General features: G+C 63.4%; 22 protein-coding genes. 4 read left to right on the forward strand and 18 right to left on the reverse strand.

Annotation, left to right across the window (positions count from 1 at the left end; all coding sequences use genetic code 11):
- Position 1: 1 nt before the first annotated feature.
- Positions 2-817, forward strand: coding sequence for an N-formylglutamate deformylase (hutG, locus tag QA637_RS24470; RefSeq protein ID WP_153437402.1), 816 nt, complete (start codon positions 2-4; stop codon positions 815-817).
- A 2-nt stretch (positions 818-819) separates the two neighbouring features.
- A complete protein-coding gene (hutU, locus tag QA637_RS24475; RefSeq protein ID WP_283067333.1) occupies positions 820-2,493 on the forward strand; it encodes a urocanate hydratase in 1,674 nt (557 codons plus the stop codon).
- Positions 2,494-2,539: 46 nt separating this feature from the next.
- Here the strand turns inward: hutU and QA637_RS24480 are convergent, their stop codons facing one another.
- The 6 genes from QA637_RS24480 to QA637_RS24505 all read right to left on the reverse strand — a co-directional run bounded on the left by QA637_RS24480 (position 2,540) and on the right by QA637_RS24505 (position 9,290).
- Positions 2,540-3,754 carry an MFS transporter gene (locus tag QA637_RS24480; RefSeq protein ID WP_283065251.1) on the reverse strand — a complete coding sequence of 405 codons (1,215 nt, stop codon included), beginning with the start codon at positions 3,752-3,754 and terminating at the stop codon, positions 2,540-2,542.
- Positions 3,755-3,833: 79 nt separating this feature from the next.
- Positions 3,834-5,267 (reverse strand): M81 family metallopeptidase, encoded by a 1,434-nt coding sequence (locus QA637_RS24485; RefSeq protein ID WP_283065253.1) that lies wholly within the window; start codon positions 5,265-5,267, stop codon positions 3,834-3,836.
- A gap of 10 nt (positions 5,268-5,277) precedes the next feature.
- Positions 5,278-7,197, reverse strand: coding sequence for a beta-N-acetylhexosaminidase (locus QA637_RS24490; protein WP_283065255.1), 1,920 nt, complete (start codon positions 7,195-7,197; stop codon positions 5,278-5,280).
- 23 nt (positions 7,198-7,220) lie between these two features.
- Positions 7,221-7,997 (reverse strand): SDR family oxidoreductase, encoded by a 777-nt coding sequence (locus QA637_RS24495; protein WP_283065257.1) that lies wholly within the window; start codon positions 7,995-7,997, stop codon positions 7,221-7,223.
- A 19-nt stretch (positions 7,998-8,016) separates the two neighbouring features.
- Entirely contained in the window at positions 8,017-8,880 is an 864-nt protein-coding gene (locus tag QA637_RS24500) for a MurR/RpiR family transcriptional regulator (protein ID WP_153437396.1), read from the reverse strand.
- Between the two features lie 20 nt (positions 8,881-8,900).
- Positions 8,901-9,290 (reverse strand): RidA family protein, encoded by a 390-nt coding sequence (locus QA637_RS24505; RefSeq protein WP_283065259.1) that lies wholly within the window; start codon positions 9,288-9,290, stop codon positions 8,901-8,903.
- A gap of 113 nt (positions 9,291-9,403) precedes the next feature.
- Between QA637_RS24505 and QA637_RS24510 the strand changes: the two genes are divergently transcribed.
- On the forward strand, positions 9,404-9,895 hold the full coding sequence (locus tag QA637_RS24510; RefSeq protein ID WP_346283788.1) for a hypothetical protein: 492 nt from the start codon (positions 9,404-9,406) through the stop codon (positions 9,893-9,895).
- Between the two features lie 19 nt (positions 9,896-9,914).
- A complete protein-coding gene (locus QA637_RS24515; protein WP_283065263.1) occupies positions 9,915-11,390 on the forward strand; it encodes a M81 family metallopeptidase in 1,476 nt (491 codons plus the stop codon).
- 258 nt (positions 11,391-11,648) lie between these two features.
- Here the strand turns inward: QA637_RS24515 and QA637_RS24520 are convergent, their stop codons facing one another.
- The 12 genes from QA637_RS24520 to QA637_RS24575 form a co-directional block, all read right to left on the reverse strand.
- Positions 11,649-11,837: a hypothetical protein gene (locus QA637_RS24520; RefSeq protein WP_167528163.1), complete on the reverse strand. Its 189-nt coding sequence runs from the start codon at positions 11,835-11,837 to the stop codon at positions 11,649-11,651.
- 253 nt (positions 11,838-12,090) lie between these two features.
- Positions 12,091-12,975 carry a formyltetrahydrofolate deformylase gene (gene purU / locus QA637_RS24525; RefSeq protein ID WP_283065265.1) on the reverse strand — a complete coding sequence of 295 codons (885 nt, stop codon included), beginning with the start codon at positions 12,973-12,975 and terminating at the stop codon, positions 12,091-12,093.
- Positions 12,976-12,998: 23 nt separating this feature from the next.
- Positions 12,999-13,997: a N(2)-acetyl-L-2,4-diaminobutanoate deacetylase DoeB gene (gene doeB, locus QA637_RS24530; protein WP_283065267.1), complete on the reverse strand. Its 999-nt coding sequence runs from the start codon at positions 13,995-13,997 to the stop codon at positions 12,999-13,001.
- Between the two features lie 6 nt (positions 13,998-14,003).
- On the reverse strand, positions 14,004-15,185 hold the full coding sequence (gene doeA / locus QA637_RS24535; RefSeq protein WP_283065269.1) for an ectoine hydrolase DoeA: 1,182 nt from the start codon (positions 15,183-15,185) through the stop codon (positions 14,004-14,006).
- 27 nt (positions 15,186-15,212) lie between these two features.
- Positions 15,213-16,205: an ectoine utilization protein EutC gene (eutC, locus tag QA637_RS24540; protein WP_283065271.1), complete on the reverse strand. Its 993-nt coding sequence runs from the start codon at positions 16,203-16,205 to the stop codon at positions 15,213-15,215.
- Positions 16,202-17,212 (reverse strand): hydroxyectoine utilization dehydratase EutB, encoded by a 1,011-nt coding sequence (gene eutB, locus QA637_RS24545; protein WP_283065273.1) that lies wholly within the window; start codon positions 17,210-17,212, stop codon positions 16,202-16,204. The genes eutC and eutB overlap by 4 nt, the downstream gene beginning before the upstream one ends.
- Positions 17,191-17,688: an aminomethyltransferase family protein gene (locus QA637_RS24550; RefSeq protein WP_283065275.1), complete on the reverse strand. Its 498-nt coding sequence runs from the start codon at positions 17,686-17,688 to the stop codon at positions 17,191-17,193. Before QA637_RS24550 ends, eutB begins: the two co-directional genes overlap by 22 nt.
- Positions 17,681-20,620 (reverse strand): sarcosine oxidase subunit alpha family protein, encoded by a 2,940-nt coding sequence (locus tag QA637_RS24555; protein WP_283065277.1) that lies wholly within the window; start codon positions 20,618-20,620, stop codon positions 17,681-17,683. Before QA637_RS24555 ends, QA637_RS24550 begins: the two co-directional genes overlap by 8 nt.
- Positions 20,617-20,883 (reverse strand): sarcosine oxidase subunit delta, encoded by a 267-nt coding sequence (locus QA637_RS24560; RefSeq protein ID WP_153439551.1) that lies wholly within the window; start codon positions 20,881-20,883, stop codon positions 20,617-20,619. The genes QA637_RS24555 and QA637_RS24560 overlap by 4 nt, the downstream gene beginning before the upstream one ends.
- Positions 20,884-20,892: 9 nt before the next feature.
- A complete protein-coding gene (locus QA637_RS24565; protein WP_283065279.1) occupies positions 20,893-22,149 on the reverse strand; it encodes a sarcosine oxidase subunit beta family protein in 1,257 nt (418 codons plus the stop codon).
- Between the two features lie 9 nt (positions 22,150-22,158).
- The gene (locus QA637_RS24570) at positions 22,159-23,307 is read right to left on the reverse strand and encodes a M24 family metallopeptidase (protein WP_283065281.1); all 1,149 of its coding nucleotides are present in this window, start codon (positions 23,305-23,307) and stop codon (positions 22,159-22,161) included.
- Between the two features lie 60 nt (positions 23,308-23,367).
- Positions 23,368-24,549 carry a M24 family metallopeptidase gene (locus QA637_RS24575; protein ID WP_283065283.1) on the reverse strand — a complete coding sequence of 394 codons (1,182 nt, stop codon included), beginning with the start codon at positions 24,547-24,549 and terminating at the stop codon, positions 23,368-23,370.
- Positions 24,550-24,582: the final 33 nt, after the last annotated feature.

The raw sequence follows: 24,582 nt of genomic DNA on the forward strand, positions 1-24,582 counted from the left end.
CATGGCCGTTTTCGAAGTCCATCGGGGCACCTCCCCCGTCATCCTTGGCTTTCCCCACACGGGCACCGACGTGCCCGCGCCGATCTGGGAACGGCTCAACGACAACGGCCGCATCCTCGCCGACACGGACTGGCACATCCACGAGCTCTACGAAGGGCTTCTGCCGGGAGCCACGACCGTGCGCGCGACCTTCCACCGATACGTCATCGACGCCAACCGCGACCCGGAAGGCGTGAGCCTCTATCCCGGTCAGAACACCACCGGTCTCGTGCCGGAAACCGACTTCGACGGTGTGTCTATCTGGAAGGATGGTGAGGCACCGACGGGGGCTGATATTGCGACGCGCCTTCGCGATTTCCATGCTCCCTATCACGCGGCGCTCGCCGCCGAGATCGAGCGCGTCAAGGCGATCCATGGCGTGGCGGTTCTCTACGACTGCCACTCAATCCGCTCGCATATTCCGTTCCTCTTCGAAGGCAAGCTTCCCGACTTCAATATCGGCACGGACATGGGTAAGACCTGTGCCGCCGAAATAGAGAAGGCAACGGCAAAAATCGCCGCTTCGGCAGAGGGTTACACCAGCATCCTGAACGGGCGCTTCAAGGGCGGCTGGACCACCCGCCACTATGGCCGACCCGAAACGGGTGTCCACGCGATCCAGATGGAGCTTGCCCAGTCCACGCATTTGGCAACGGAAGCGCCGCCCTTCGCGCTGGATCCCGCCAAGGCCGAACGCCTTCGCACCCATCTCAAGGCCATCCTGAAACGCATCGAAACAATGGCATTCGCCCTCAAACTGACAGGGAGTGAGGCATGAACGTGAATAACCCGCGCCACAATATCCGCGAGGTGCGCAGCCCGCGTGGCACCGAGCTCAGCGCCAAGAGCTGGCTGACCGAGGCACCAATGCGCATGCTGATGAACAATCTCGACCCGGATGTTGCCGAGAACCCGCACGAACTCGTCGTCTATGGCGGCATCGGTCGCGCCGCCCGTACGTGGGCGGATTTCGACCGGATCGTCGCGACGCTCAAGGATCTCAACGAGGACGAAACGCTGCTCGTCCAGTCCGGCAAGCCGGTTGGCGTCTTCCGCACCCACAAGGACGCACCGCGCGTGCTGATCGCCAACTCCAACCTCGTGCCGCACTGGGCGACCTGGGACCATTTCAACGAGCTGGATAAGAAGGGTCTCGCCATGTACGGCCAGATGACCGCCGGCTCGTGGATCTATATCGGCTCGCAGGGCATCGTCCAGGGAACCTACGAGACCTTCGTCGAGGCCGGCCGCCAGCACTACGGCGGCGACCTCAAGGGCAAGTGGGTGCTGACCGGCGGCCTCGGCGGCATGGGCGGCGCACAGCCGCTCGCCGCGGTCATGGCCGGCGCCTGCTGCCTTGCCGTCGAATGCAATCCGGACTCGATCGATTTCCGCCTGCGCACCCGCTACCTCGACGCCAAGGCCGAGACGCTGGACGAAGCGATGGAGATGATCGATCGCTGGACCAGGGCGGGCGAAGCAAAATCCGTCGGCCTGCTCGGCAACACCGCGGAAATCCTCCCCGAAATGGTTCGCCGCGGCATTCGGCCCGACATGGTCACCGACCAGACCTCCGCCCACGATCCGGTCAACGGCTATCTGCCGAAGGGCTGGACGATGGGCCAGTGGAAGGACAAGCGCGTCAGCGACCCGAAGGCCGTGGAAAGGGCCGCACGCGCATCGATGCGCGAGCACGTCGAGGCGATGATCGCCTTCCAGAACATGGGCGTCCCCACCTTCGACTACGGCAACAACATCCGCCAGATGGCCAAGGACGAGGGTCTTGAAAACGCCTTTGCCTTTCCGGGCTTCGTGCCGGCCTATATCCGCCCGCTCTTCTGCCGCGGCATTGGCCCGTTCCGCTGGGCAGCACTGTCGGGCGACCCGGAGGACATCCGCAAGACCGACGCGAAGGTGAAGGAATTGCTGCCGGAAAATAAGCACCTGCACAACTGGCTGGACATGGCCAAGGAGCGCATTGCCTACCAGGGCTTGCCGGCGCGCATCTGCTGGGTCGGTCTCGGAGACCGTCACCGCCTCGGCCTTGCCTTCAACGAAATGGTTCGCAAAGGCGAACTCAGCGCTCCAATCGTCATCGGTCGCGACCACCTCGATTCCGGCTCCGTCGCTTCGCCGAACCGCGAGACGGAAGCGATGAAGGATGGTTCCGATGCCGTTTCCGACTGGCCGCTCCTCAATGCACTCTTGAACACGGCGTCCGGCGCGACCTGGGTCTCGCTCCACCACGGTGGCGGCGTCGGCATGGGCTTCTCGCAGCATTCGGGCGTCGTCATCTGCTGCGACGGCAGCGAGGACGCCGACCGGCGGATCGAACGTGTACTGTGGAACGATCCGGCGACCGGCGTCATGCGCCATGCCGACGCCGGCTACGACATTGCGCTCGACTGCGCCAAGGAAAAGGGCCTGCGCCTGCCCGGCATTCTCGGGAACTGACGAAGAACGCGGGAGGCCGCCGGGCGGCCTCCCGCTCTTCTCTTTGCTACGATACCGAAACCGCCCTGCGACGGGCTCCGTCTAGGAACAAGAGCAGGGCACAGCCTGCAATCCCCGCAGCCGCACCAAGCAGCGCTGTTCCGGAATAGTCGCTGATGCGGGTGCCGAGCGCGAAAAGCGCCGCGCTGAGCGCCCCGCCCAAAAAGATGTTCACCGCAATCAACGAGCTTCCAAGCCCTGGACGGTCGGCTATCAGGTCTTGCAGATAGGTGATCGGGATGCTGATCAGCGCTGCCGCCCCGAAGCCGCTGATGGGTGTCAACGCATAGACATGCCAGGGCCGGGACGAAAAGCCGAGCAGCGCCATATAGACCACGTAGATTGCCGTTCCGAGCGCAAGCGCGTCGATGTGGCTGAGGCGATACTGGATCCGCCCCCAGACCAGAATGAAGATTACCTCCAGCAGCGCCACAACACCGACGACGATGCCGATATCGGTGGCCGAGCCGCCGGCTGCACCGGTCACGATCAACGGCAACACGGCCGCGTTGACATGCAGCGTGGAGCAGATGAGTGCCACGGCGACAAGCCGGGCAAGAACACGCGGCGAGAGAATCTCCGCGAAAGATGCGAGATAAGAAAGCCGCTTGCTCAGGATCGGATCGACCCCGTTTCGGGCGGGCAGCAGGAAAAAGACCAGCAGCAGATTGCCAATACAGCCGAGACTCGCCAGCAGGTAGGCAGGCAGCATGCTGCCGCGCGCCGACAGCACGAAGCCGACCAGCCCCGGAACGAGAACCCACGACAGCGATATAGCCGCCCTCACGCCGGAATTGACCGCTGCCGCATCCTTGCCGCCCATGCCGTTCGCCGCGGTGCGGACATTGGCGAACAGGAGCGAGTTGAGTGCGCCGTGGACGGGCAGCAGCAACAACATGGCAATGACGAAGCTCGTTTTTGTCGGCAGCGCGTAGACCAGGCCGTAGCCGACAGCGCCAGAGAGGATGACCGCCAACATCAGCGTCCGGTAATTGCCGACGCGGTCGGCGACGATGCCGACGGTGACGCTGAAGGTGACATTGACTAGCGCCGCAATGAAGATCAGCGCGGAATAGAACCCGTCGCTCAAGCCAAGCTCGGCAATCCCGACCACCGACTGATAGGGCGAGGTCGCAGCGCCCGAGAAGCCGAAGAGAAAGATGGCAAGCACACTCGCCCGGATAACCGGGTTGCGCATGGCGAAGAGAAGCGAGGAAGACATGGGTGGATCCGCGAAGTGCGAAGTCTTATGAGGAGACCGCCCCAAGATGGGGCGGTCGTAGCAGGAAGGCTGGGGTTGCTCAGGTCCAGCGAGCCGAGAAGCGCGCCTTTGGCTCGAAATCGAAATCGCGGTCGAACGGGAACACCGGCCGCTGGCGGCGTTCGCTCGCGAGATTTTTGATGTCCTGATTGACGACACCGTCGGTGAGCGCCATCAGGTTGGGATTGGCAATCGGCGCAAGCTCCGGCGAAAGATAACCGGATTTGACGACGAGCAGGCCTACGGTGCTCGGATCGAGGCCAAGGCGACGGAAGTCCTCTATGTTGTGGTAAGGACGCCGGCGCGCCGACAGCACCACCTGGATCCCGCCGATTTTCACGACCGCCTGGCGCTCGGCAATCGGACCCGGATCGTCCAACCGCACGACAGTGGCCGTCACGTCGGCCACAGGGCTCGACGGGTCGAGGCTGCCGCCGAGCCTCAAAGCCAGCGTCGCGCCTTCGCCGGCCTCGAAACAGGCTTCGACGGCCGGCCAGTCGGCAATGCCGGCGACCAGCGCGTCCTGCCAGCCTCGTGCAAGAAGCGCCTTCAGCACGTCGGCTCGGTCGCCGACGCCGCCTCCGGTGGGGTTGTCCCCGGAATCGGCGAGGATGACGGGCCTCATTGCCGTCTTCTCGGCAATGTCGAGCATCGCTTCGAGCGGCCCCGTGACCGGACCGAAACGGAAATTCTCCCGCTCATTCCAGTAGCTTGTGGCGATTTCTTCCACCGCTTTCGAGGCGGCCGCCTTGTCCGATCCGGTCACCACCGCGCAAGCGGTCGCCCGCGGTTCGTCCGCCCACACGTAGCCGACCATCAGGTTGGCGTCGAGAATACCGGGACGCTGATCGAAGTCCGGCAGCCGCCGGTAAAGGCTGCTCGCAGGTTCATCCTCCGTCGACGTGCATTCCCCGGGCAGCAGTAGCGGCACGGGCGCCCAGGCGACGCCTGGGCGCGTTCCCGTGCGCAGGGCCTCCACCAGCATTGACCAGGCCCGGACCATTGTCTCGCGTGTATCGATGTGCGGCGCGGTGCGGTAGCCGGCAAAGATGTCGATCTCATCGATGATCTTCTGGCTGACATTGCCGTGGAGATCATAGCTGGTTGCGATCGGGCAATCCGACCCGACAACGGCGCGCGCGGCGGAAATCCAGTCACCTTCGGCGTCGTCCATACCGTCGACCTTGATCGCCCCGTGCATCGCGAGATAGAGCCCGTCGAGCGGCAGAGCAGCACTCAGCCGCTCGAGGAATTCCGTCTTGAAGGCGTCGTAAGCCGCGCGCGAAACGGGACCGCCGGGCACGGCCCGTGCATGAAGGAGCGGGACATGCTCAAAGCCGTCAGCCTCGAGAAAGCTGAAATAGTCCGCTTTCAGGAGCTCCGCTCCCCTCAGCACCCGGAAGTCCTCGCCCGTCATCAAGACGGGCGAATAGGTGCTGCACTCCGTATGGATTCCACCGACGGCGATCCGCATGGCTTCAGACTCACAAAATCGGGCTCAGAGGGGCGATCGCAGCGAAACGCGGCCAGTCCTTTTGCGCCTTTGGCGTCCAGGCCGCCTCAGCGATGGCGGGGAGACGCGGGAAGACAAGACGATTGAAATAACCGCGCGAGAGGAAATGCTCCGACCAGATGCAGGCCTGCACGCCCTTCATGCGATGCTTCAGCTCTTCCGGAAATTCGCCTTCCGCTTCATAGGCATAGGTGTGTGCAGGTGTTGCCGTGCCGGCCCAGCTTGCTCCCGGCTCCTGGAAGGCTTCGGCCTGCGCCATGTCGAGGTAGTAGGCCTGTCCCGGCGTCATCACGACATCGTAACCTTCGCGGGCCAGCTCGATCCCGACCTTGGGGTTCTCCCAAGCCATCAACAGCGTGCCCTCGGTGCCGACGCCGCCGCCATGGGCGACCTCGTTCCAGCCGACGAGCTTGCGGCCGCGCGCCGTCAGCATCTGCTTCACCTTTTTGAGGAAGTAGGACTGCAACGCAAAGGTCCCGGAAATGCCCTCCCGTTCCATGAGCTTGCGCGCCAATGGCGACGCCAGCCACGAACCATTGGCCACCTCGTCGCCGCCCACATGGATGTACTGGCTCGGGAAGAGCTCGACCATTTCGTCGAAGACCTTTTCGAGGAATTCGTATGTCAGCGGAATGGCCGGGTTCAGCGCATTGTTGGGGTAACCCTGGACCGAATGATAGCTTTCCGGGGCCTCCTGCCCATCGGCGAGTTCCGGCAGGGCGACGAGCGCGGCCGTACTATGGCCCGGAATGTCGATCTCCGGTACGACCTCGATACTGAGCGCGCCGGCATGGGCGACGATCGCCCTCACCTCCTCCTGGCTGTAGAAGCCGCCCACCGGTTCGGCGCCGTTGCCAAGCTGCGGCAGCATCGGCTCGTCCGGCCCGCGCAGCACGCCAAGCGTCGTCAGCGTGGGATAGGCCTTGATCTCCAGCCGCCAGGCTTCGTCGTCGGTCAGATGCCAGTGGAAGATGTTGAGCTTGAACCAGGCGAGAATATCGATGAGCCGCATGACGTCGGCGGTCGGATAGAACTGGCGGGAGACGTCGAGATGGCAGCCGCGCCAGCCGTAACGGGGCTGGTCCGAAATCGTGCCAGAGACGGGAAAGCGGAACTCGCCCCCCTCCCTGCGCGACCCGTCAAGGAGCTGCGCGAGCGTCGTCAACCCGTACTGCCGGCCGGCAGCGGCGCCATATTCGAGCCGGATCTCGCGCTCGGAAAAGGCCAGCGCATAGGCCTCGGGACCAAGTTCGGGCTTCTCCGCGAAGACGATCGGGCGACCCTGTGGGGACGAGGCGAGCGTGAACGGAGCGTGGCCTCCCGGGAAGAGACGGTGAAAGAGCGCGAGCACCGTATCGACCGCGCTGATCTCGTCCTTGCTGCTCCCGGATGCCGGATAAAGAATGACCGGGAATCCATCACCCGGGATCACGTCGATCTTCGCCGGCCAGGGCTGCAAGGCGTAGGGCAGGTCGAGCTTGCCTTGCGGCAGGCGCTGCGGTGGAGGCTCGCTCGTAGCCCCTTCCAGCAGCAGATCGGAAACCGCTACTGGCACATGCCGCTCGTCTGAGAGCGTCAGATAGGCGGACTTTGCGCCGTCCGTGCAGTGTTTTGCCTGCCGGTGCAGCCCGCTGACCGTAAAGGTCCAGCTCTCGCCCTCGCCAAGGATAAATCCCTTTGGCGGTGCGAATTCGTGGAAATTGGCATTGCGGCGCACAAAGACGGCATTCTCGCAGGCGGCCCCATCGATGACGCGGGTCAGCGATGTGTAGACGAGGCGAAAATCGCGGAGTGGAGAATCAGAGAGATTGACGAGGGTGAAGGTGAAGCGTCCGAACGGGCCGCCATCCGGTTGCCAGGCAGATTCGAGGCGATAACAAACCGGCTGCATGAGCGTCCTCCCGATATGGCTTGTCAGTAATGGATGGATTGCGAAAAGGTGCGTGCGAGTTCCGCCTGGCCTGCGGTAAGCCCGCAATCGACCGGCAGGCAGACGCCGGATATAGCACCTGCCAACGGCCCTGCCAGGAACTGGACGGCATTGGCGACGTCTTCCGGATTGACGATGCGCTGCAGCGGATACCAGCGCTTCGCCTCCTCGAAGACCTGCGGGTTGGCGGCAGCGCGCGCTTCCCAGGCCTGGGTGCGCACGGTGCCGGGCGCCACCGCATTGGCGCGGATGCCGAATTTACCGTATTCCACCGCGATCAGCCGGGTCAGGTGAAGCAGGCCGGCCTTGGCGGCACTATAGGCCGGATGCCCGAAAACATTCATGCCGTTGACGGATGCGATGTTGACGACCGATCCCCGGCTTTCCTTCAGCATGTCCTCAACGGCCCGGAAACAAAGGAATGCCGCTTCGAGATTGAGTGCATTGTCCATGCGCCAGATTTCCGGCGTCGTATCATGCAGGCTGACGGCGCGTGCCGCACCCGCATTGTTGACGAGCGTGCGCACCGCTCCGAGCGACCCGGCCGCCGCCGTCATCGACGCGACGCTCGCGGCATCCGTGACATCGCAGGCGATGGCTGCGAAGCGCTCCTTCGCGCCGAGGTCGCGTGCGACCTTTTCCGCCGCATCGCCGTCGATGTCCGCAAGCACGACCACCTCATGATCATCGGCCAGGCGACGCGCGATCGCACGGCCGATATCACCGGCCGCTCCGGTGACGATCGCTACGGATTTCTTCATGCGGCGCTCCTGTGGCACATCAGTCTCCGAGAAGCTGGCGATCGTCGCCATCCCTGTGCACCACCAGTTGCTGCTTGATGCGCCTCAGCGTCGCCGTCGCCTGCGGTTGGACACGGTAGGCGACGAGGCTGGCGATGATATCAAGCAAGGCCACATAGGCGATGCGCGTGGATGTCGGACGATAGATGTTGTTGCCTTCCGGCAGATCGACCGGAACGGTGATGTCGGCGGCAAGCGCGACGGGGCTGCCGCTCTGGGTCAGCGCGATCGTCGGAACCCTGGCTTCGCGAGCGAGCGTGAAGGCACGCACGAGTTCCGCGTTGCGCCCCGACAGGGACGAACCTATCAGCACGTCCTTCGGCTTGGCCGCGGCCGCCATCATCAGTTGCATGCTGTGATCGGAGCTCGAAGTAATGCGCAGTCCGAGCCGGAAGAGGCGGTTCTGCAATTCGCTGGCAATCATCGAGGAATTGCCGCCCGAACCGAAGGCGTAAATCATTTCCGCTTTGGCCAGCCGCTCCGCAGTCTCTTCGATCGCGGCGAGATCAAGCGAGCGGTGCAGCAGGAAGAGTGCATTCTGCGCCTTGGTAATGATGTCCTGCGCGACGTCGGCCGGTTCCTGGCTCTTCGGCTCGGGCTTCAGGTAGCGCATGCCTATATAGGCGGTGCGGGCGAGTTGCACCTTGAAGTCGGAAAAGCTTTCGCAGCCGAGACGCCGGCAAAAACGTGTCACCGTCGGCGGCGACACATCGGCTTTGCCCGCAAGCTCGATGATCGAGGCGTTCACGGCAAATTCGAAATCATTGAGCAGGATATCGGCAATGCGGTTCTCCGACTGGGATAGCCGCCCCTTTTCCTCCTGCAGTGTCGCGAAAATATCCATCGAACGCCACCCCCTTACAATCAGGCGTCCTTCGGCTTGTAGGCGACGCAGTCGACTTCAACCTTGCAGTCGACCATCATCGAAGACTGCACGCAGGCGCGCGCAGGAGGATGAGCGCCGAAATATTCCTGATAGATCTTATTGAAGCTCCAGAAATCACGCGGGTCGTCCAGCCACACGCCGACCCTCACCACGTGTTCGACACCGTAACCGGCCTCTTTCAGAATAGCCAGGAGATTGCCGATCGCCTTGTGTGTCTGCGCGACGATATTGCCGTCGATGATCTCACCGTTTTCCATGGCGACCTGACCGGAAACGTGCAGCCAGCCGTCTGCCTCGACGGCCCGCGCAAACGGCAGCGACTTGCCACCCGCGCCGGCCTGCTCCGCGCCATAACGTTTGATGGACATAGCGACCTTCGTGCAAATTATTTTCTTTATCCGTTGACAAGTCACCACAGAATACGGAATTTGACCAGAGAAAATCCTGGTTTATGAAAAGAATTTCAATCCAAGGCGAAGTGATGCGGGATCCCTTCCAGAATCCGTTCCCCACCTCCGATGTTGCCCGACATGCGATCTGGGACATGTTGGTGACGCGAGATATAGACGCTTTCCTTGCTGCAGACTGGTCGTTGGTCGCGCAGGATTTCGTCGAGCACGGCTTCATCGGGATCGACGGAAGGCGGGACGAAAACCCTGACAATTGGCGTCTCTCCTTTCCCTCGCTTGCAGCCTATCGCGACGAATGGCTGCGCCAGGCGAAGGACTTCGCCAGCCAATCCTTCGCCGAGGACCCGCGCGCGGCGATCTTCGCGACAACCACTTTGGAAGACATAGAGATCAACGGCGAGCTGGCGCTGGCGCGCAAGAAGTTCGACGGCGGCCTGAAGAAGGCCGATGGCAGCTTTGATGTCATGAAATGGCAGACGGTCTATTATTGCCGGCTGCATCAAGGCCGCTGGAAGATCTGCGGCTTTACCGGCTACCTGCCCAACCCGATGGGATCGAACTAGGCGAAAAAAGGCGACAGCATTGCGAATTTTTACGGCGGCCTTGGCGACCGAAACCAACACCTTCTCGCCGATCTGCATCGACAAGCGAGCCTTCGAGGCTTCGCTCTATGCGCCGCCAGGCAGCCATCCGGAGACACCGACGCTTTGCACCGCACCGATCACCGTCGGCCGGCAGGTCACGGCCGAAAAGGGCTGGGAACTGATCGAGGGGACCGCTGCCTGGGCGGACCCCGCCGGTCTCGTGAACCGGCACACCTATGAAAGCCTGCGCGACGAGATCCTCGATCAGTTGCGGGCCGCCCTTCCCGTCAATGCTGTCGTTCTCGGTTTGCATGGCGCCATGGTCGCCGACGGCTACGAGGACACTGAAGGTGATCTGCTGACGCGCATTCGCGAACTCATCGGGCCCGACGTGCTCCTCTGCGCTGAACTCGACCCGCACAGCCATCTGACCGGGAAACGGATCGCGGCGACCGATTTCTTTGTTTTCTTCAAGGAGTTTCCGCATACGGATTTCGTCGATCGCGCCAAGGATCTGTGGCGGATCGCCGTCGATACGCTCGAAGGCCGCGTCAAGCCGGTCATGTCGGTCTTCGACTGCCGGATGATCGACGTGTTTCCGACGTCGCGCGAACCCATGCGCAGCTTCGTCGACAAGCTCATGGAGATCGAGAGAGACGACACCGACGTGCTCTCGCTCTCGGTCGTGCATGGCTTCATGGCTGGCGACGTGCCGGAAATGGGCACGAAGATGATAGCAGTGACCGATGGCAACCGGGAGAAAGGCCAGGCGCTTGCCCGCGACCTTGGGCTTGAACTCTTCGCCAAACGCGGCACGTTCCGGATGCCGGAACTCGGCGAACGCCAAGCGGTCGCCGAGGCGATCGCCGCGACCGCCGGTCCGGTGGTGATCGCGGACATGTGGGACAATCCCGGCGGCGGTACGGCGGGTGATGCGACCGTGGTGCTCGAAGAACTGCTCGCCAATGGCGTCACCGATGCTGCCGTCGGCACCATCTGGGACCCTATGGCCGTGCAGATCTGCATGGCCGCAGGCGAAGGCGCCGAGATCCCGTTGCGTTTCGGCGCGAAATCCGCGCCAGGTACCGGCAATCCGATCGACGGAACTGTCACGGTCATAAGTCTGGTGCGAAACGCCGAAATGCGGTTCGGAGAAAGCTTCGCGCCCTTTGGCGACGCCGCGCACATTCAGCATCGCGGCATCGACATCATCCTGAATTCCACCCGCGCACAGAGCTTCGACCCGAGCCTGTTCTCCGTGATGGGAATTGACCCGCGGTCGAAGAAGATCCTGGTCGTCAAATCGACGAACCATTTCTTCGCGTCCTTCTCGAAGATTGCGTCGAAGATCCTCTATTGCTCGGCCGGAACGCCCTACCCCAACAATCCGGCGAAAACGCCCTACAGGCGCGTGCGGCGCGACATCTGGCCGATGGTCACCGACCCGTTTGCGGCGGAAAGAGGTGCCGCCTGAGCATCGCCGGAGTGTTTTTCGGTGCCAGTTCGATATCACGAAGCCCGATTTCGCCTTGCGGCACCACAGTGTGCGCAGGTTCGGGTATCTTCCGCACCTCGGTCCTCTGGCCACTGATCCGGGCTATATTTGTATTCAAGCTCTGAAATCTGACCCGGCCGTAGAGCCGGGTTTTCCTTTCAGGGCGCAGCGTCATTTTGCAACCAAGCCTGCGTCAGGGACGGGTGCGGGATTCATTCCGGCGGGCGTTCCGCACCGTCACCGCCACTTGGGCGCCCGCTTGGCATTATGCAGCAGTTCCCGGGATGTGGCGAACGCGCCAAAGAGGAGGGTTAGCCGCCGTTCTTCTTCATCGCATAGGCGATGCCGTCGGCAAAACTCGTGGACAGACCAAACCTTGGTGGCGGTGTGGTTCGAAAGCTTCTCGGCTTCTACTCGTTCCGTCATCTTGCTCCTCCCAAAGCGTTGAACACCAGGGTATGCTACTAAAGTCTAATGAAGCAAGCGATAAACTAAGACATACGGCATTTGCCTGGCACCCCTCCTCTGGCGATGGGGCGATCATGCGGCGCCGGCTCCCCTCGGCGGGTGAGCTCGCCGCTTCTTGTTCCGACATCCTTTGGCGGCGCCGGTTGCCGTGTCTTTGCCCGTGTCGCCGCAGTGCTCTCTGCCCGCATCCGACGCCTGTCTCATCTATTGCTCACCCCATCCGCTCCGACGCATAGCTCCCCGGGCTCGGCGGGAAGACGACGACGCGGTTGCCGTTGATGAAGCAGCGGTGGTGGATGTGGGCGTGCACGGCGCGGGCCAGCACCTGGCTTTCGACGTCGCGGCCGATCGAGACATAGTCCTCGGCCGACTGCGCATGGGTGATGCGGGCGATGTCCTGCTCGATGATCGGACCTTCGTCGAGATCGGCGGTGACGTAATGCGCCGTCGCGCCGATCAGCTTGACGCCGCGCTCATAGGCCTGCTTGTAGGGGTTGGCGCCCTTGAAGCTCGGCAGGAAGGAGTGATGGATGTTGATGATCCGGCCCGACATCTTCTTGCAGAGCGCGTCGGACAAGACCTGCATGTAGCGGGCCAGTACGATCAGTTCGGCGCCGGTCTGCTCGACGAGTTCCATCAGCTGGGCTTCGGCCTTCGGTTTGTTCTCCTTCGTCACCTTGATGCAGTGGAAGGGAATGTCGTGGTTGACGACCACCTTCTGGTAGTCGAAGTGGTTGGAGACGACGCCGACGATGTCGATCGGCAGTGCGCCGATCTTCCAGCGGTAGAGCAGGTCGTTGAGGCAATGGCCGAAACGCGACACCATCAACAGCACTTTCATGCGCTCTTCGGAATCGCGGATCTCCGCCGTCATCTCGAACCGTTTCGCGACCGGTTCGAAGCCTTCCCGCAATTCGTCAAGCTTGACACCTTCCTCGCTGATGAAGACCAACCGCATGAAGAACAGACCCGTTTCGAGATCGTCGAACTGCGAGCTGTCAGTGATGTTACAGCCCTTTTCGGCGAGATAGCCCGAAACTGCCGCGATGATGCCGGTCGTCGACCTGCAGGTAATTGTAAGGATGTGCGATTTCACGACTATCTTCCTTGGAACGTGAGCTAAACCGCGACGACGGCAACACAGTCGCCCTGCTTGACCAGACCTGGAAAGTGCCGGGCGGCCAGCAGGCCGTCCATCTTCGCCTTGATCGCGACCGGTTCGGCACCGGTGCGCCCGATGGGATAAATGCGGGCAACCACGTCGCCCTTGCGTACCTTGTCCCCTAGATCGACGAGTGGCTCGATCAGGCCTCCATCTTCCGCGAAGGAGAAGCAGTCGCCGTCCGGCATGTCGAGCCATTCGGTCCTCGATGTCTCGACTGCCCCCTTCAGAATGCCGGCGGCGCGAAGCACGTTCCTGACGCCGCGTTTGGCGATGCCGGCGCTCCTGGCGGTTGCCGTTCCGCCGCCGCCAAGCTCGGTGGTGATAAACACCTTGCCCATCTCTTCGGCCGCAGTATCGTACATTCCGACCGCATCGATCTCCAGCATCTTCATCGACCAGGGCGCGCCGAACGCCTTGACCAATTCGAAAGCCCTTGCCTCCTGCTCCTTGTCCGGCAGGATGTGCGCGGCGCAGAACGGCAGGAAATCAAGCGTCTTTCCCCCCGAGTGGAAGTCGAGGACGATGTCCGCGAGCGGCAGGAGTTCTCGCTGGAAATAGTCGGCGATCTTCTGGGTCACGGTGCCGTCCGGCCTTCCCGGAAAGCTACGGTTCATATTGCCCTTGTCGATCGGCGACGTGCGGGTGCCGGCGGTGAAGGCCGGATAGTTCATGGCCGGTACGATAATGACTCGTCCCGTCACCTCATCCGGCTCCAAAGTCCGGGCGAGATCGAAGAGCGCGATTGGCCCTTCGTACTCGTCGCCGTGGTTGCCGCCCGTCAGAAGGGCGGTCGGGCCATCCCCATTCTTGACGACGGTGATCGGGATCATCACCGATCCCCAGGCGGAGTCATCGCGGCTGTAGGGCAGCCGCAGAAAGCCGTGCTGGACGCCTTCGGCCGAAAAATCGACGCTTGCTGAGATCGGCGATGGCCGCAATATCGTCTCGGTCATTTGTTGCTAGTCCTTGATAAAGAGCTGGCGCGGCACGTTGGCGAAACACTCGACGCCCGTCTCTGTGATGAGGATGCTTTCCGTGGTCTCAAAGCCCATGTCCTCGAGCCAGAGCCCGGTCATGAAGTGGAAGGTCATGCCCGGTTTCAGTTCCGTCCTGTCCCCGGGACGCAGGCTCATGGTGCGCTCACCCCAGTCCGGCGGATAGGAAAGCCCGATCGGGTAGCCGGTGCGGTTGTCCTTGACGATGCCGTATTTCTTCAGGACCGCGAAGAAGGCCTTGGCTATGTCCTCGCAGGTGTTGCCCGGCCTGGCGACGGCAAGCCCCGCCTCCATTCCTTCGAGGGTCGCCTTTTCCGCGTCGACAAAGGCCTGGGTCGGCTTGCCGAGGAAGACCGTGCGCGACAGTGGCACATGGTAACGATTGTAGCAGCCGGCGATCTCGAAGAAGGTCCCCTCACCCGCCTTCATGGGCTTGTCGTCCCAGGTAAGATGCGGCGCGGTTGCATCGCGGCCCGAGGGCAGCAGCGGCACGATCGCCGGGTAGTCGCCGCCGATCCCGTCAACCCCGCGCGTGCCGGCGTCATAGATCTCCGCGACGAGATCGCATTTGCGCATGCCGACCTCGATCTTTTCGAAGATACGGCGATGCATGCCCTCGACGATACGGGCCGCGTTGCGCATGTACTTGATCTCGGTCTCGCTCTTGACCGCGCGCTGCCAGTTGACGAGCGCGGTCGCATCGACGAAGCGGGCATTCGGCAGATGCTTTTGCAGCGAGGCGAACGCGGCGGCGGAGAACCAGTAGTTGTCCATCTCGACGCCGATCCTGAGTGCACCCCAGCCGCGGTCGGCAAGGATGCCGGAGAGGTAATCTATGGGATGGCGTTCGGTCGACTGCACGTAGTGGTCGGGGTAGCCGATGATGCTCTCGTGCTTCAGATAGGCCGTCAGCTTTGCACCGTTGGCGTCCTGGCCGCGGCCGAACCAGATCGGCTCGCCCGATAGCGGTACGATCACGGCCTGGTGCACGTAGAACGACCAGCCATCATAGCCCGTCAGCCAGGCCATGTTCGATGGGTCGCTGACGATCAGCAGGTCGATGCCCTTCGCCTCCATCGACTGGCGCGTTTTCAGCAGTCTTGCTTCATATTCCGCCAAGGAAAATTTGAGATTGGGTTGAGTCATCGTCGTTTCCTCGATTTTTCCCAGGGTCTAGCTTACGAACGTAGTCCCGGCATCCGCCGTATTGGCCCGCGTGAAGGCGAGGGTGGCGATTGCCGTATCCTGAATGCCGGTTCCGGTGAGATCCGCGATGGTGATCTGATCGGCGTCCGCGCGTCCCGGTCTCTGCCCGGCGATGATCTGCCCAAGCTCCGGGAAGTCATTCGCGGCCCCGACAACGCCAGCCTCAATGGCGTGGTGCAGTTCGCCGAGCCTGCGCGTCTGCGCGAGACTGTCGGCCACATAGAGGTCCGCGCGGCCAATGACGGCGGGCTCAATCTCATTCTTGTGCTCGGCGTCCGAGCCCATAGCCGTAACGTGCTGTCCTTTCTCGAGCCATTCCGCTTTCAGAATGGGCGTGGCCGAGGGCGTCGTCGTGATGATGACGTGTGCGCCCGAGACAGCTGCCTTCGCGTCTGAAACGGCGGTCACGGGGATCCCGAGCTTTTCGGCAAGCTCATCTGCCGCAGCCTTGGCCTTGGCATGATCCCGCGCCCAGATGCGCGCTTCGCGGATTGGCCGCACCAGCGCGAGCGCCTGAAGCTGCAGCTTCGCCTGCATCCCGGCTCCCAGAACCGCGGCAACGCTGGCATCCTTGCGGGCGAGATGCTTCGCGGCAACCGCTCCGGCGGCGGCGGTGCGGACATCCGTCAGGTAGCCGTTATCGAGCAACAGCGCCTGAACGAGGCCGGTGCGGCTGGACAGCAGCACCATCATCCCGTTGGTGCTCGGCAAGCCGATCTTGGGATTGTCGAAGAAGCCAGGGCTGATCTTGATTGCAAAGCCTTCGATACCGGGAACATAGGCCGTCTTGACGTCGACCTCGCCGCGGTACTCCGGAATGTCCAGCCGCAGGATGGGCGGCATTGCCACGGCCTTCGTAGCCAAGGCATGGAAAGCGCTCTCGACGCAATCGACCGCCTCGGGGTCGAGCGATGCGACCGCCCTCAGATCAGCCTCTGTGAGAATCTTCATTTGTGTCATGTTCTACTACCCTCCCGCAGGGGATCCTTCTCGCCGTTGATCACGCGCCGGTGCAGCCCCATGTCGATGTTGCGTCCTGAAAGGATCAGCGCGACAGGTCCGCCAATGTCTTTGACCTTGCCCGCCAAAAGTGCCGCAAAGCCGACGGCCCCTGCCCCCTCGACAATCTCGCGTTCCTGTTCGTAGGCGTGTCGCATGCCGGCGGCGATCTCTTCTTCGGAAAGCAGCACGACTTCGTCGAGGAGATCACGACACATGGTGAAGGTGACGCGGTTGTCGAGTCCGATCCCGCCGCCGAGCGAGTCCGCAAGACTTTCCTCTTCCTCGACCTGCACGGGCCGGCCGGCGTCGAGGCTTGCCTTCATCGCCGCACCGCGCTCCATCGTCAGCCCGATCACCCGTGCCTTTGGCCGGCGCGCTTTGACCGCTGCGGCGACGCCCGCCGCGAGCCCGCCGCCCGAGAGCGGCACCAGCACCGTCGACACCTCCGGCATGTCGTCGACTATCTCCAGCCCCAAGGTAGCCTGGCCGGCAACGATCGCCGGATGATCGAACGGCGGCACCATCACCAGCCCCTCCTCGCTGACCAGACGGTCGACCTCCTGCTGGGCCTCGTCCTGCGATCTGCCGACGATTCTCACATTCGCGCCGAGGCGCCGAATCTCCGACACCTTGTTCTCGGGCACCAGCCGCGACATGCAGATCGTTGCGCTCGATCCTTCGGCTTTCGCCGCATGGGCAAGCGCCCGGCCGTGATTGCCAGTCGAGGCCGCCACGACACCGCGCGCCCGCTCCTGCGGGCTGAGCGACAGGACGGCGTTGGTAGCGCCGCGCAGCTTGAAGCTGCCGGTCGTCTGGTGGTGTTCGAGCTTCAGGCCGACTGGCACGCCGCAGCGCTCGGAAAGCGACGCGGAAAGGACAAAGGGGGTGCGCAGCACCCGGCCGGCGATCCGTTGCCGGGCCGCCAGGAAAGCGTCGAGCTCCATCACTGGCATTCCTCCAGCCATTCAGAGATGCTCCTTGCGAAGCTTCGCGGCACGACAAATTCGCCATCGCGCTCCGAGAAACGCGTGAACATGACCGGGATGCGGTGCAGCGAGGAAAAGGTCGCAACGCCCAGTGTGCGGTCCCAGTCGATCGCCAGACACTTGGAGACGACATCGCGCAGATCGGGCGTGGAGACCTCGATGCGTATCCGCCCTTCGCTGAGGTCCAGCCTGCAGCCCAATTCGGGCGGAATGCCGGAAGCGATCGCCGACGAGCGCTCGGACGGGAAAATCCAGAAGCGCTGTGGTCCGGCGCGCACGACGCTGAGGCCGTCGCGGCCGGCAATCTGCCCGACCTGGATCGGCAGGGCGCCACCGATCTCGCCGGCGAGCGCCGACTCGAAAGCCGCAAGGGTGCCCTCCCATGCATCGCATTGAATGAGCGGGCATGGCAGTTGCTTCAGCACCATGCGCTTGGCGGATGACGTCTCAACCATGCATGCGTTCTCCGGCGGGATCGAGGAAGACGGGCGAAACGACGCGCGCCCGCACGACCTCATTTTTCATGGGGTAGGAGGCAATCACCTCGTCGCCTTTGAAGTCCGCGGCAAGCAGTCCGAGGCCGACGTAGCAGTCCAGCTCCGGACTGTAGGTGATCGACGTCATGCGGCCGTGGCCGTGGCCTTGCAGCGGCTCGCCGGGTGCAAACAGAAGCGCCCCACCGCGAAGCCGTTTGCCCGGTTCGATGCATTTCAGGCCGACCAGCCGCTGGCGGTTTGCAGCCTGAAACGCCTCCCGATGGCTGAGCGCCTCGCCGACATAGCCGCTGCGCTTGGCGACCATCCGGCCCATGCCGAGGTCCGCAAGCGTCGTCCTGCCGTCGATTTCCGGGCCGGCTACGTGGCCCTTTTCGATGCGCAGCGCACCAAGCGCCTCGACGCCGTAGGGTTTCAGGCCGTTTGGCGCGCCGGCATCGATGAGATGCCGCCAGGCGGCTTCTCCATTCGAGGCCCCGACATAGATCTCGTAGGCGCGCTCGCCGGAGTAGCTGAGGCGTATGATCCTCAGCGGGCTTTCCTTGAACATTCCCTCGGTCAGCCCCATGTGCGGCAGCGCCTCGTTGGAGAAATCGATCTCCGGGAACGCCGCCGCGAGTATTTTGGCGCTCTCAGGCCCAGTGACCGACATACCCGCCCATTCGTCGCTGACCGATGAAACGGAGACGCGCAAATCCGGCCACGCCGTGTCCAGCAGGAACTCCAGCCAGGAAAGCACGTCCGCCGCCTTGGCGGTCGACGTCGTCATGAAGAAGCGGTTCTGCTCGAGGCGGGTCGTCGTTCCATCATCGAAAACAATTCCGTCGTCGCGCAGCATGACGCCGTAACGCGCCCGCCCGACTTTAAGGCTGGCGAAACCGTTGGCGTAGACCCTGTCGAGAAAGGCGGCTGCGTCCGGTCCCTGGATGTCGATCTTGCCGAGTGTCGAGATGTCCATGATCCCCGCCGCGGATCGCACAAGCCGCATTTCGTTGACGTAAGCCGTGTTCACATCCTTGCCGGAAGCCTCGAAGAACCACGGCCGCATCCAGAGACCGACCTCGAGCATCTGCGCGCCATTTGCGGTATGCCAGTCGTGGATCGGCGTGAGGCGGTAGGGACGGAAGTGGTGACCTGTCGCACGCCCGGCAACCGCCCCGATCGCCACCGGCGTATAGGGCGGCCGGAAGGTAGTCGTTCCGGCCTCCGGGATCGAAATCCCGCGCAATTTGGCCATCACCTTCAGGGCGTTGATATTGCTGGTCTTGCCTTGGTCGGTACCCATACCGAGCGTCGTATAGCGCTTGAGGTGCTCGACCGACTCGTAGCCTTCCCGCTGGGCGAGTTGGATATCGTCGAGCGTCACGTCCATCTGGAAATCGACAAATGCCTTTCGCTGACCGAAGATCGGCTTGTAGACGGTCGTCGGTCCGGCCGCCTCCTCGATCTCCAAAGCGGGCAATTCGGTGACTGTCCCGGCCTTTCCAGCGACGGCGGCCGCCGCGCGGCCGGCGCTGGCACCCTCGGCGATCGCCGCCGAGACGCTCAGGCTTCCGCCCGCCGCGCCCGCGACGAACTGGGTTTCGGGGAGCTGCCCCGGAACAAAGGCGTCGATCTCTGGGCGGTAGACAGGCTTCACTCCCTGGTGCGACGTCAGATGCAGCACCGGAGACCAGCCGGCGGACATGCCGACCAGATCGCAACTGACGCCGGTGGTGCCTGATTTTCCTGCGAGAACGACACCGGTTACCGCATATTTGCCTTTCACGTCCGCGACATTCGTCGCGAGGTGAATCTCAGCACCCAATTGCTTGGCCTTCGCAAGCAGCGTCGGCTCCGCGAGCGGCCTCGCGTCGGCGATCGTGACGCGTGCGCCGTGGGTGAGGAGATCGAAAGCGGTGAGATAAGCGCTGTCGTCAGCGGTCGCGATCACGACGTTCCTGCCGGGCAGAACCGCGTAGCGATTGACATACGCCCTGAGCGCCGAGTTCAGCATGACGCCCGGCCGGTCATTATTCGAGAAGACCATCGGCCGCTCGATCGCGCCCGTCGCAAAAACGATGCTGCGGGCGTGCAGCAATGTGAAGGTTTTCCGCGCCGCATCCATCGCGGGACCAGCGAAGAGATCCGCATCCTCGATCAGTGCAAGCGTATTCCCGTCATAGAGGCCGAAGGCGGTCGTGCGGCGCATGATGCGCACGTTCGCCATTTCCTCAAGCTCTGCCCGCATCGCGCCGAGCCATGCCGCTCCCGCAGGCTCGGAAAGCAGGAGGCCGCCGATTTCGAAGTCCTGCTCGATCAGCAACACACGCGCTCCGGCTTGCGCGGCGGCCCGGGCGGCGGAAAGTCCGGCCGCGCCACTGCCGACGACCGCCACGTCCGTGAAATCGTCACGGGAGTCGTACACATCCGGGTCCGGCAGCATTGTCGCCTTGCCGAGACCGGCGGCCTTGCGGATGAAGTGCTCATAGAACATCCAGGCACGGCGGCTCGGTCCCATGAAGGTCTTGTAGTAGAAGCCCGAGGAAAGCAGCGGGCTGAACAGGCTGTTGACGCTCCGGACATCGAAACGCAACGACGGCCAGTTGTTCTGGCTTGCCGCTTCCAGGCCGAATGCCAGTTCAAGCATCGTGGCCGGCAGGTTCGGCTCCCGGCGCGCGCCGGTGCCAACCGTCACCAGTGCGTTCGGCTCTTCCGCGCCAGCGGAAAGGATGCCGCGGGGACGATGATACTTGAAGCTCCTGCCGACCAGCGCGACCCCGCTCGCAAGCAGGGCGGAAGCGAGCGTGTCTCCCTTGAATCCCGCGTACTGACGGCCATCGAACATAAACTTGATGACTTGCGAGCGGTCCAGATATCCGCCCGACGCAAGGCGCTTTTCGGTGGGTGTCATGCCCGTTGCCTTCTTGAGAAACTGACCGAATGGATCGAGTGCGTGACCGTGTCGCGCTCGACGACAAGCCATTGGCGGCAGCCGAGAACGTGCTGCCAATATTCCCGATGCAGCCCCTTGGGATTGGCGCGCACGTACACGTAGCGATACCAGGCATCGCCATCCGGATTGTCGTGAGCGGGGCGCTCGACGGTGGCATCGCCGCCGTAACGGAATTCACTGTGGTCACGCATGCCGCAGCAGGGGCAGTCGATACGAAGCATCTCGCTCTCCTATTGAAGCCACGCGAAGGGGCCGGCACCAGCCTCGTCGATCATGTGCCCACTGCGGAAGCGCCCCAGCCCATAGCCGCGGACGAGCGCCGGCGTCTCGCCAGTCGCCAGCATCTCGGCGAAGCACCAGCCGGATGCGGGGGTCGCCTTGAACCCGCCGTAGCACCAGCCGCCATTCAGATAGAGGCCATCGACGGGCGTCAGCGAGATGATCGGGCTGGCGTCCGGCGTCATGTCCATGATGCCGCCCCAATGGCGCAGCAGGCGCAGGCGCGAGATGTTCGGCATCAGCGCGATCGCGGCTTCACAGACCTCGCGCAGCACGCCGGTATTGCCGCGCTGGGAGTAGGAATTGTAGCCGTCGAGGTTGCCGCCGAAGACGAGACCGCCCTTGTCGGACTGGCTGAGGTAGAAGTGGTCCGCCCCGTAGGCGACGACATGGTCGACCAACGGCTTGACCGGCTCCGTTACGAAGGCCTGAAGCAGATGGCTCTCGATCGGGAGCTCCAGCCCCGCCTTCTGGGCAAGGACCGACGTATGGCCGGCCACCGCAAGGCCGACCCGGCCGGCACCGATGCGGCCACGGGTGGTTTCAACGCCAACGATCCGATCGCCCTGCCGGACAAAGTCCGTAACTTCGCAGCCCTCGATGATGTCGACACCGTGGCCGCTTGCCGCGCGTGCATAACCCCATGCGACCGCATCGTGGCGGGCCGTGCCGGCGCGCCCCTGGAAGATCGCCCCATGGATCGGAAACCGCGCCGTGTCGGAGAAGTCGAGATAGGGCACGAGCTTGCGCACGGCGTCCCGGTCGAGAATCTCCGCATCGATGCCGTTCGAGCGCATGACATTGGCGCGGTGGCTGAACGTATCGAGCTGATCCGCCGAATGTGCCGTCACGAGCTGGCCGCGCTGGGAGAACATGACGTTGAAGTTCAGCGCCGCCGACATTCCCTCCCAGAGCTTCATGGAGAACTCGTAGAACTGGGTGTTGCCGTCGAGCAGATAGTTCGACCGGATGACCGTCGTGTTCCGGCCCACATTGCCGCCGCCGATATAGCCTTTCTCCACCACCGCGACGTTGCGGATGCCGTGGTTCTCGGCGAGGTAGAAGGCGGTCGCGAGGCCGTGCCCGCCCCCACCTATGATGACGACGTCATAGGAGGCCTTCGGAGTGGCGGCCCGCCAGGCGCGTTGCCATCCCCGGTTGCCTGTGGCTGCGTGGCGCAGCAGCGAGAAGACCGAATAGCGGCTCATGACAAAGTCCTATCGAACGATCGGGCCGAGCGGCGTGCGCGTCAGCACCTCGGGTCCGGTCTCCGTCAGCAAGACGGTGTTGGAGACGAAATCGTCCCCCTTTCCGGTCCCCATAAGCCAGGAAAGGATGTGGAAGCTCATGCCCGTGCGGATCTCGAGATCGGAATCGTGCCTGAGACCGGTCACCGTGTTTCCGCCCGTCCACGACGGCGGCTGGCCGACGCCCACGCAGTAGCCGCAGTGATGGCGGCGGTAATGGGAAAGGCCCGCATCATCGACGACAGCCTGCCAGGCGGCATAGACATCCCGGGCGCGTGCGCCGGGCCTGAGCGCCCCGACCACGGCATCAAAGGCCGCCGCCGTCACTTCCGCCATGCGCGCATCGGCGTCGCTGATGCCTCCAAGCCGGATCAGGCGCCCGAGCGGCGCGTGATAGCGCGAGATGCACCCGGAAAGCTCGATGAAGACCGGCTCTCCTTGGCGGTAGTTTCCCGATCCCCAAGTCGTGTGCTCCTCGCCAAGGCGGGAGGCCGGACGGATGAAGGGGCCAAAGCCAGGCACGTGACCTCCCGCGCGGGTCATCGCGGCGATGCATTCCGCAGCAACGTCGCGCTCCCGTGCACCGTCGGCGATCGCCTCGATGGCGGCGCTGGCCGCCGCGTCCGTGACCGCGGCCGCCCGCCGCATGAGGACCTGCTCCTCGGCGCTCTTCACCAGTCGCAACTGATCCACGAGGTTGGAGATATCGCTCCACTCGGCGGACACGAGCGATTCCAGCCGCTGCGCAAGCCCGTGGCTCAGCCCGGACGTCCATTGCTCGAGCCCGAGCCGCTTTCCGGCAAAGCCCTGATCGTTGAGGATGCGCGACGCAAGGTCGGCCGCGGTTTCGCTATCGCTGTGGCCGCGGAACTCGGCCGCACGGACATGATTTTCGATCGTCACCCGCTCCATCGCGCGGGTGACGAGGGTGGGCACACCCCGGAGCGGAACGATGAGAAGATGGGGGGCAAAGTAGCCCCAGTGGTCGAGACCGGTCAGATAAAAGATGTTTTCCGGCGATGCGAAAACCGCCGCGTCAAGTCCGCGATCGACGAGCCCGGCTCTAACAGCATCAAGACGGCGCGCGATCTCGCCATCGGTAAAGGGATTACCGTCCATGGTTTCTCTCTTGTCTTCCGCCCTCGGTCGGCGGCGCTTCGAATGGATATCAATGGGCGTCTATTCGACGACGATCAGTTCCCGGGGCGACGTGCAAAGCTTCTCCCCGCCCTTATCCGTGACGACGAAGGACTCGGATATCGCCAGGCCGAAATCGCCAAGCCAGACACCGGCCATCATGTGAAAGCACATGCCTGGCTGCAGCTCGGTCCGATCGCCCGGACGGAGACTGACCGTGCGCTCGCCCCAGTCCGGCGGATAGGCCAGGCCGATCGGATAACCGACGCGGCTTTCCTTTTTCAGCCCCCGGCTGCGCAGAACCGCCTGCCATGCGGCCTCGACCTCCCCGGCGGTGTTGCCGGAACGCGCCTTTTCGAGCCCGGCGTCCACACCGTCGACAATGGCCTTGGCGATATCGATGTAGGTCTGCGGCGGCCGGCCAAAATGCACCGTGCGGGTAAGCGCCGCATGGTAACGCCGCCTGACCCCGGCGATTTCAAGGATCGCGAGGCCGGACTGCGGCAGGGGGTCCTCGGTCCAGGTCAGATGCGGCGTGGCGGTGCCTTCACCGACGGGCATCAGCGGGCAGATGGCGGCATAGTCGCCGCCGAGACCACCGACGCCCATGATCTGGGCGTGATAGAGCTCGGCGATGACTTCGTTCTGCGGCACCCCAGGGCTCATCTTCGCGACGGCCCGCTCCATCGCATGTGAGCAAATGGCGCCGGCCTCACGCATCAGGGTCAGTTCGGGTTCCGATTTGATCAGGCGAGCCCAATTGACGAGATCGCCATTGTTGGAAAAGCGGGCATCCGGAAGCCCCTTGACGAGATGGGCGTGGCACCGCGCCGTGTAGTAGTGCGCGTCCATCTCCACCCCGATGCGCGCCTCCCCCCAGCCACGGGCCCGCACCAGTTCGGCAAGCTCGTCGAAGGGATGGCCTTCCGGGTTCTGCACCAGATACTCCGAAAACGGTACGACGTTGCTCTGAGGCAAGCCGGTCGTCAGAAGGGCGCTCTTCTCGTCCTGCGCGCGGCCGAACCAGATGGGCAGTTCCTCGTCCGCGTGCACGAGGACGCACTGCGGAACATAGAAGGACCAGCCGTCGTAGCCGGTGAGCCAACCCATGTTCGCGGGATCCTGACAGATGATGAGGTCGAAGCCCGCCCGCTCCATGCGCTTCTTCACGTCACGGATCCGGCGTGAATACTCCGCCGCGGTAAAAACAGCCGACCTGCTCACGACATCTCCTCCATCGTGTACGACGACATAGAT

This window comes from Sinorhizobium terangae (genome assembly GCF_029714365.1).
GTDB lineage: Bacteria > Pseudomonadota > Alphaproteobacteria > Rhizobiales > Rhizobiaceae > Sinorhizobium > Sinorhizobium terangae.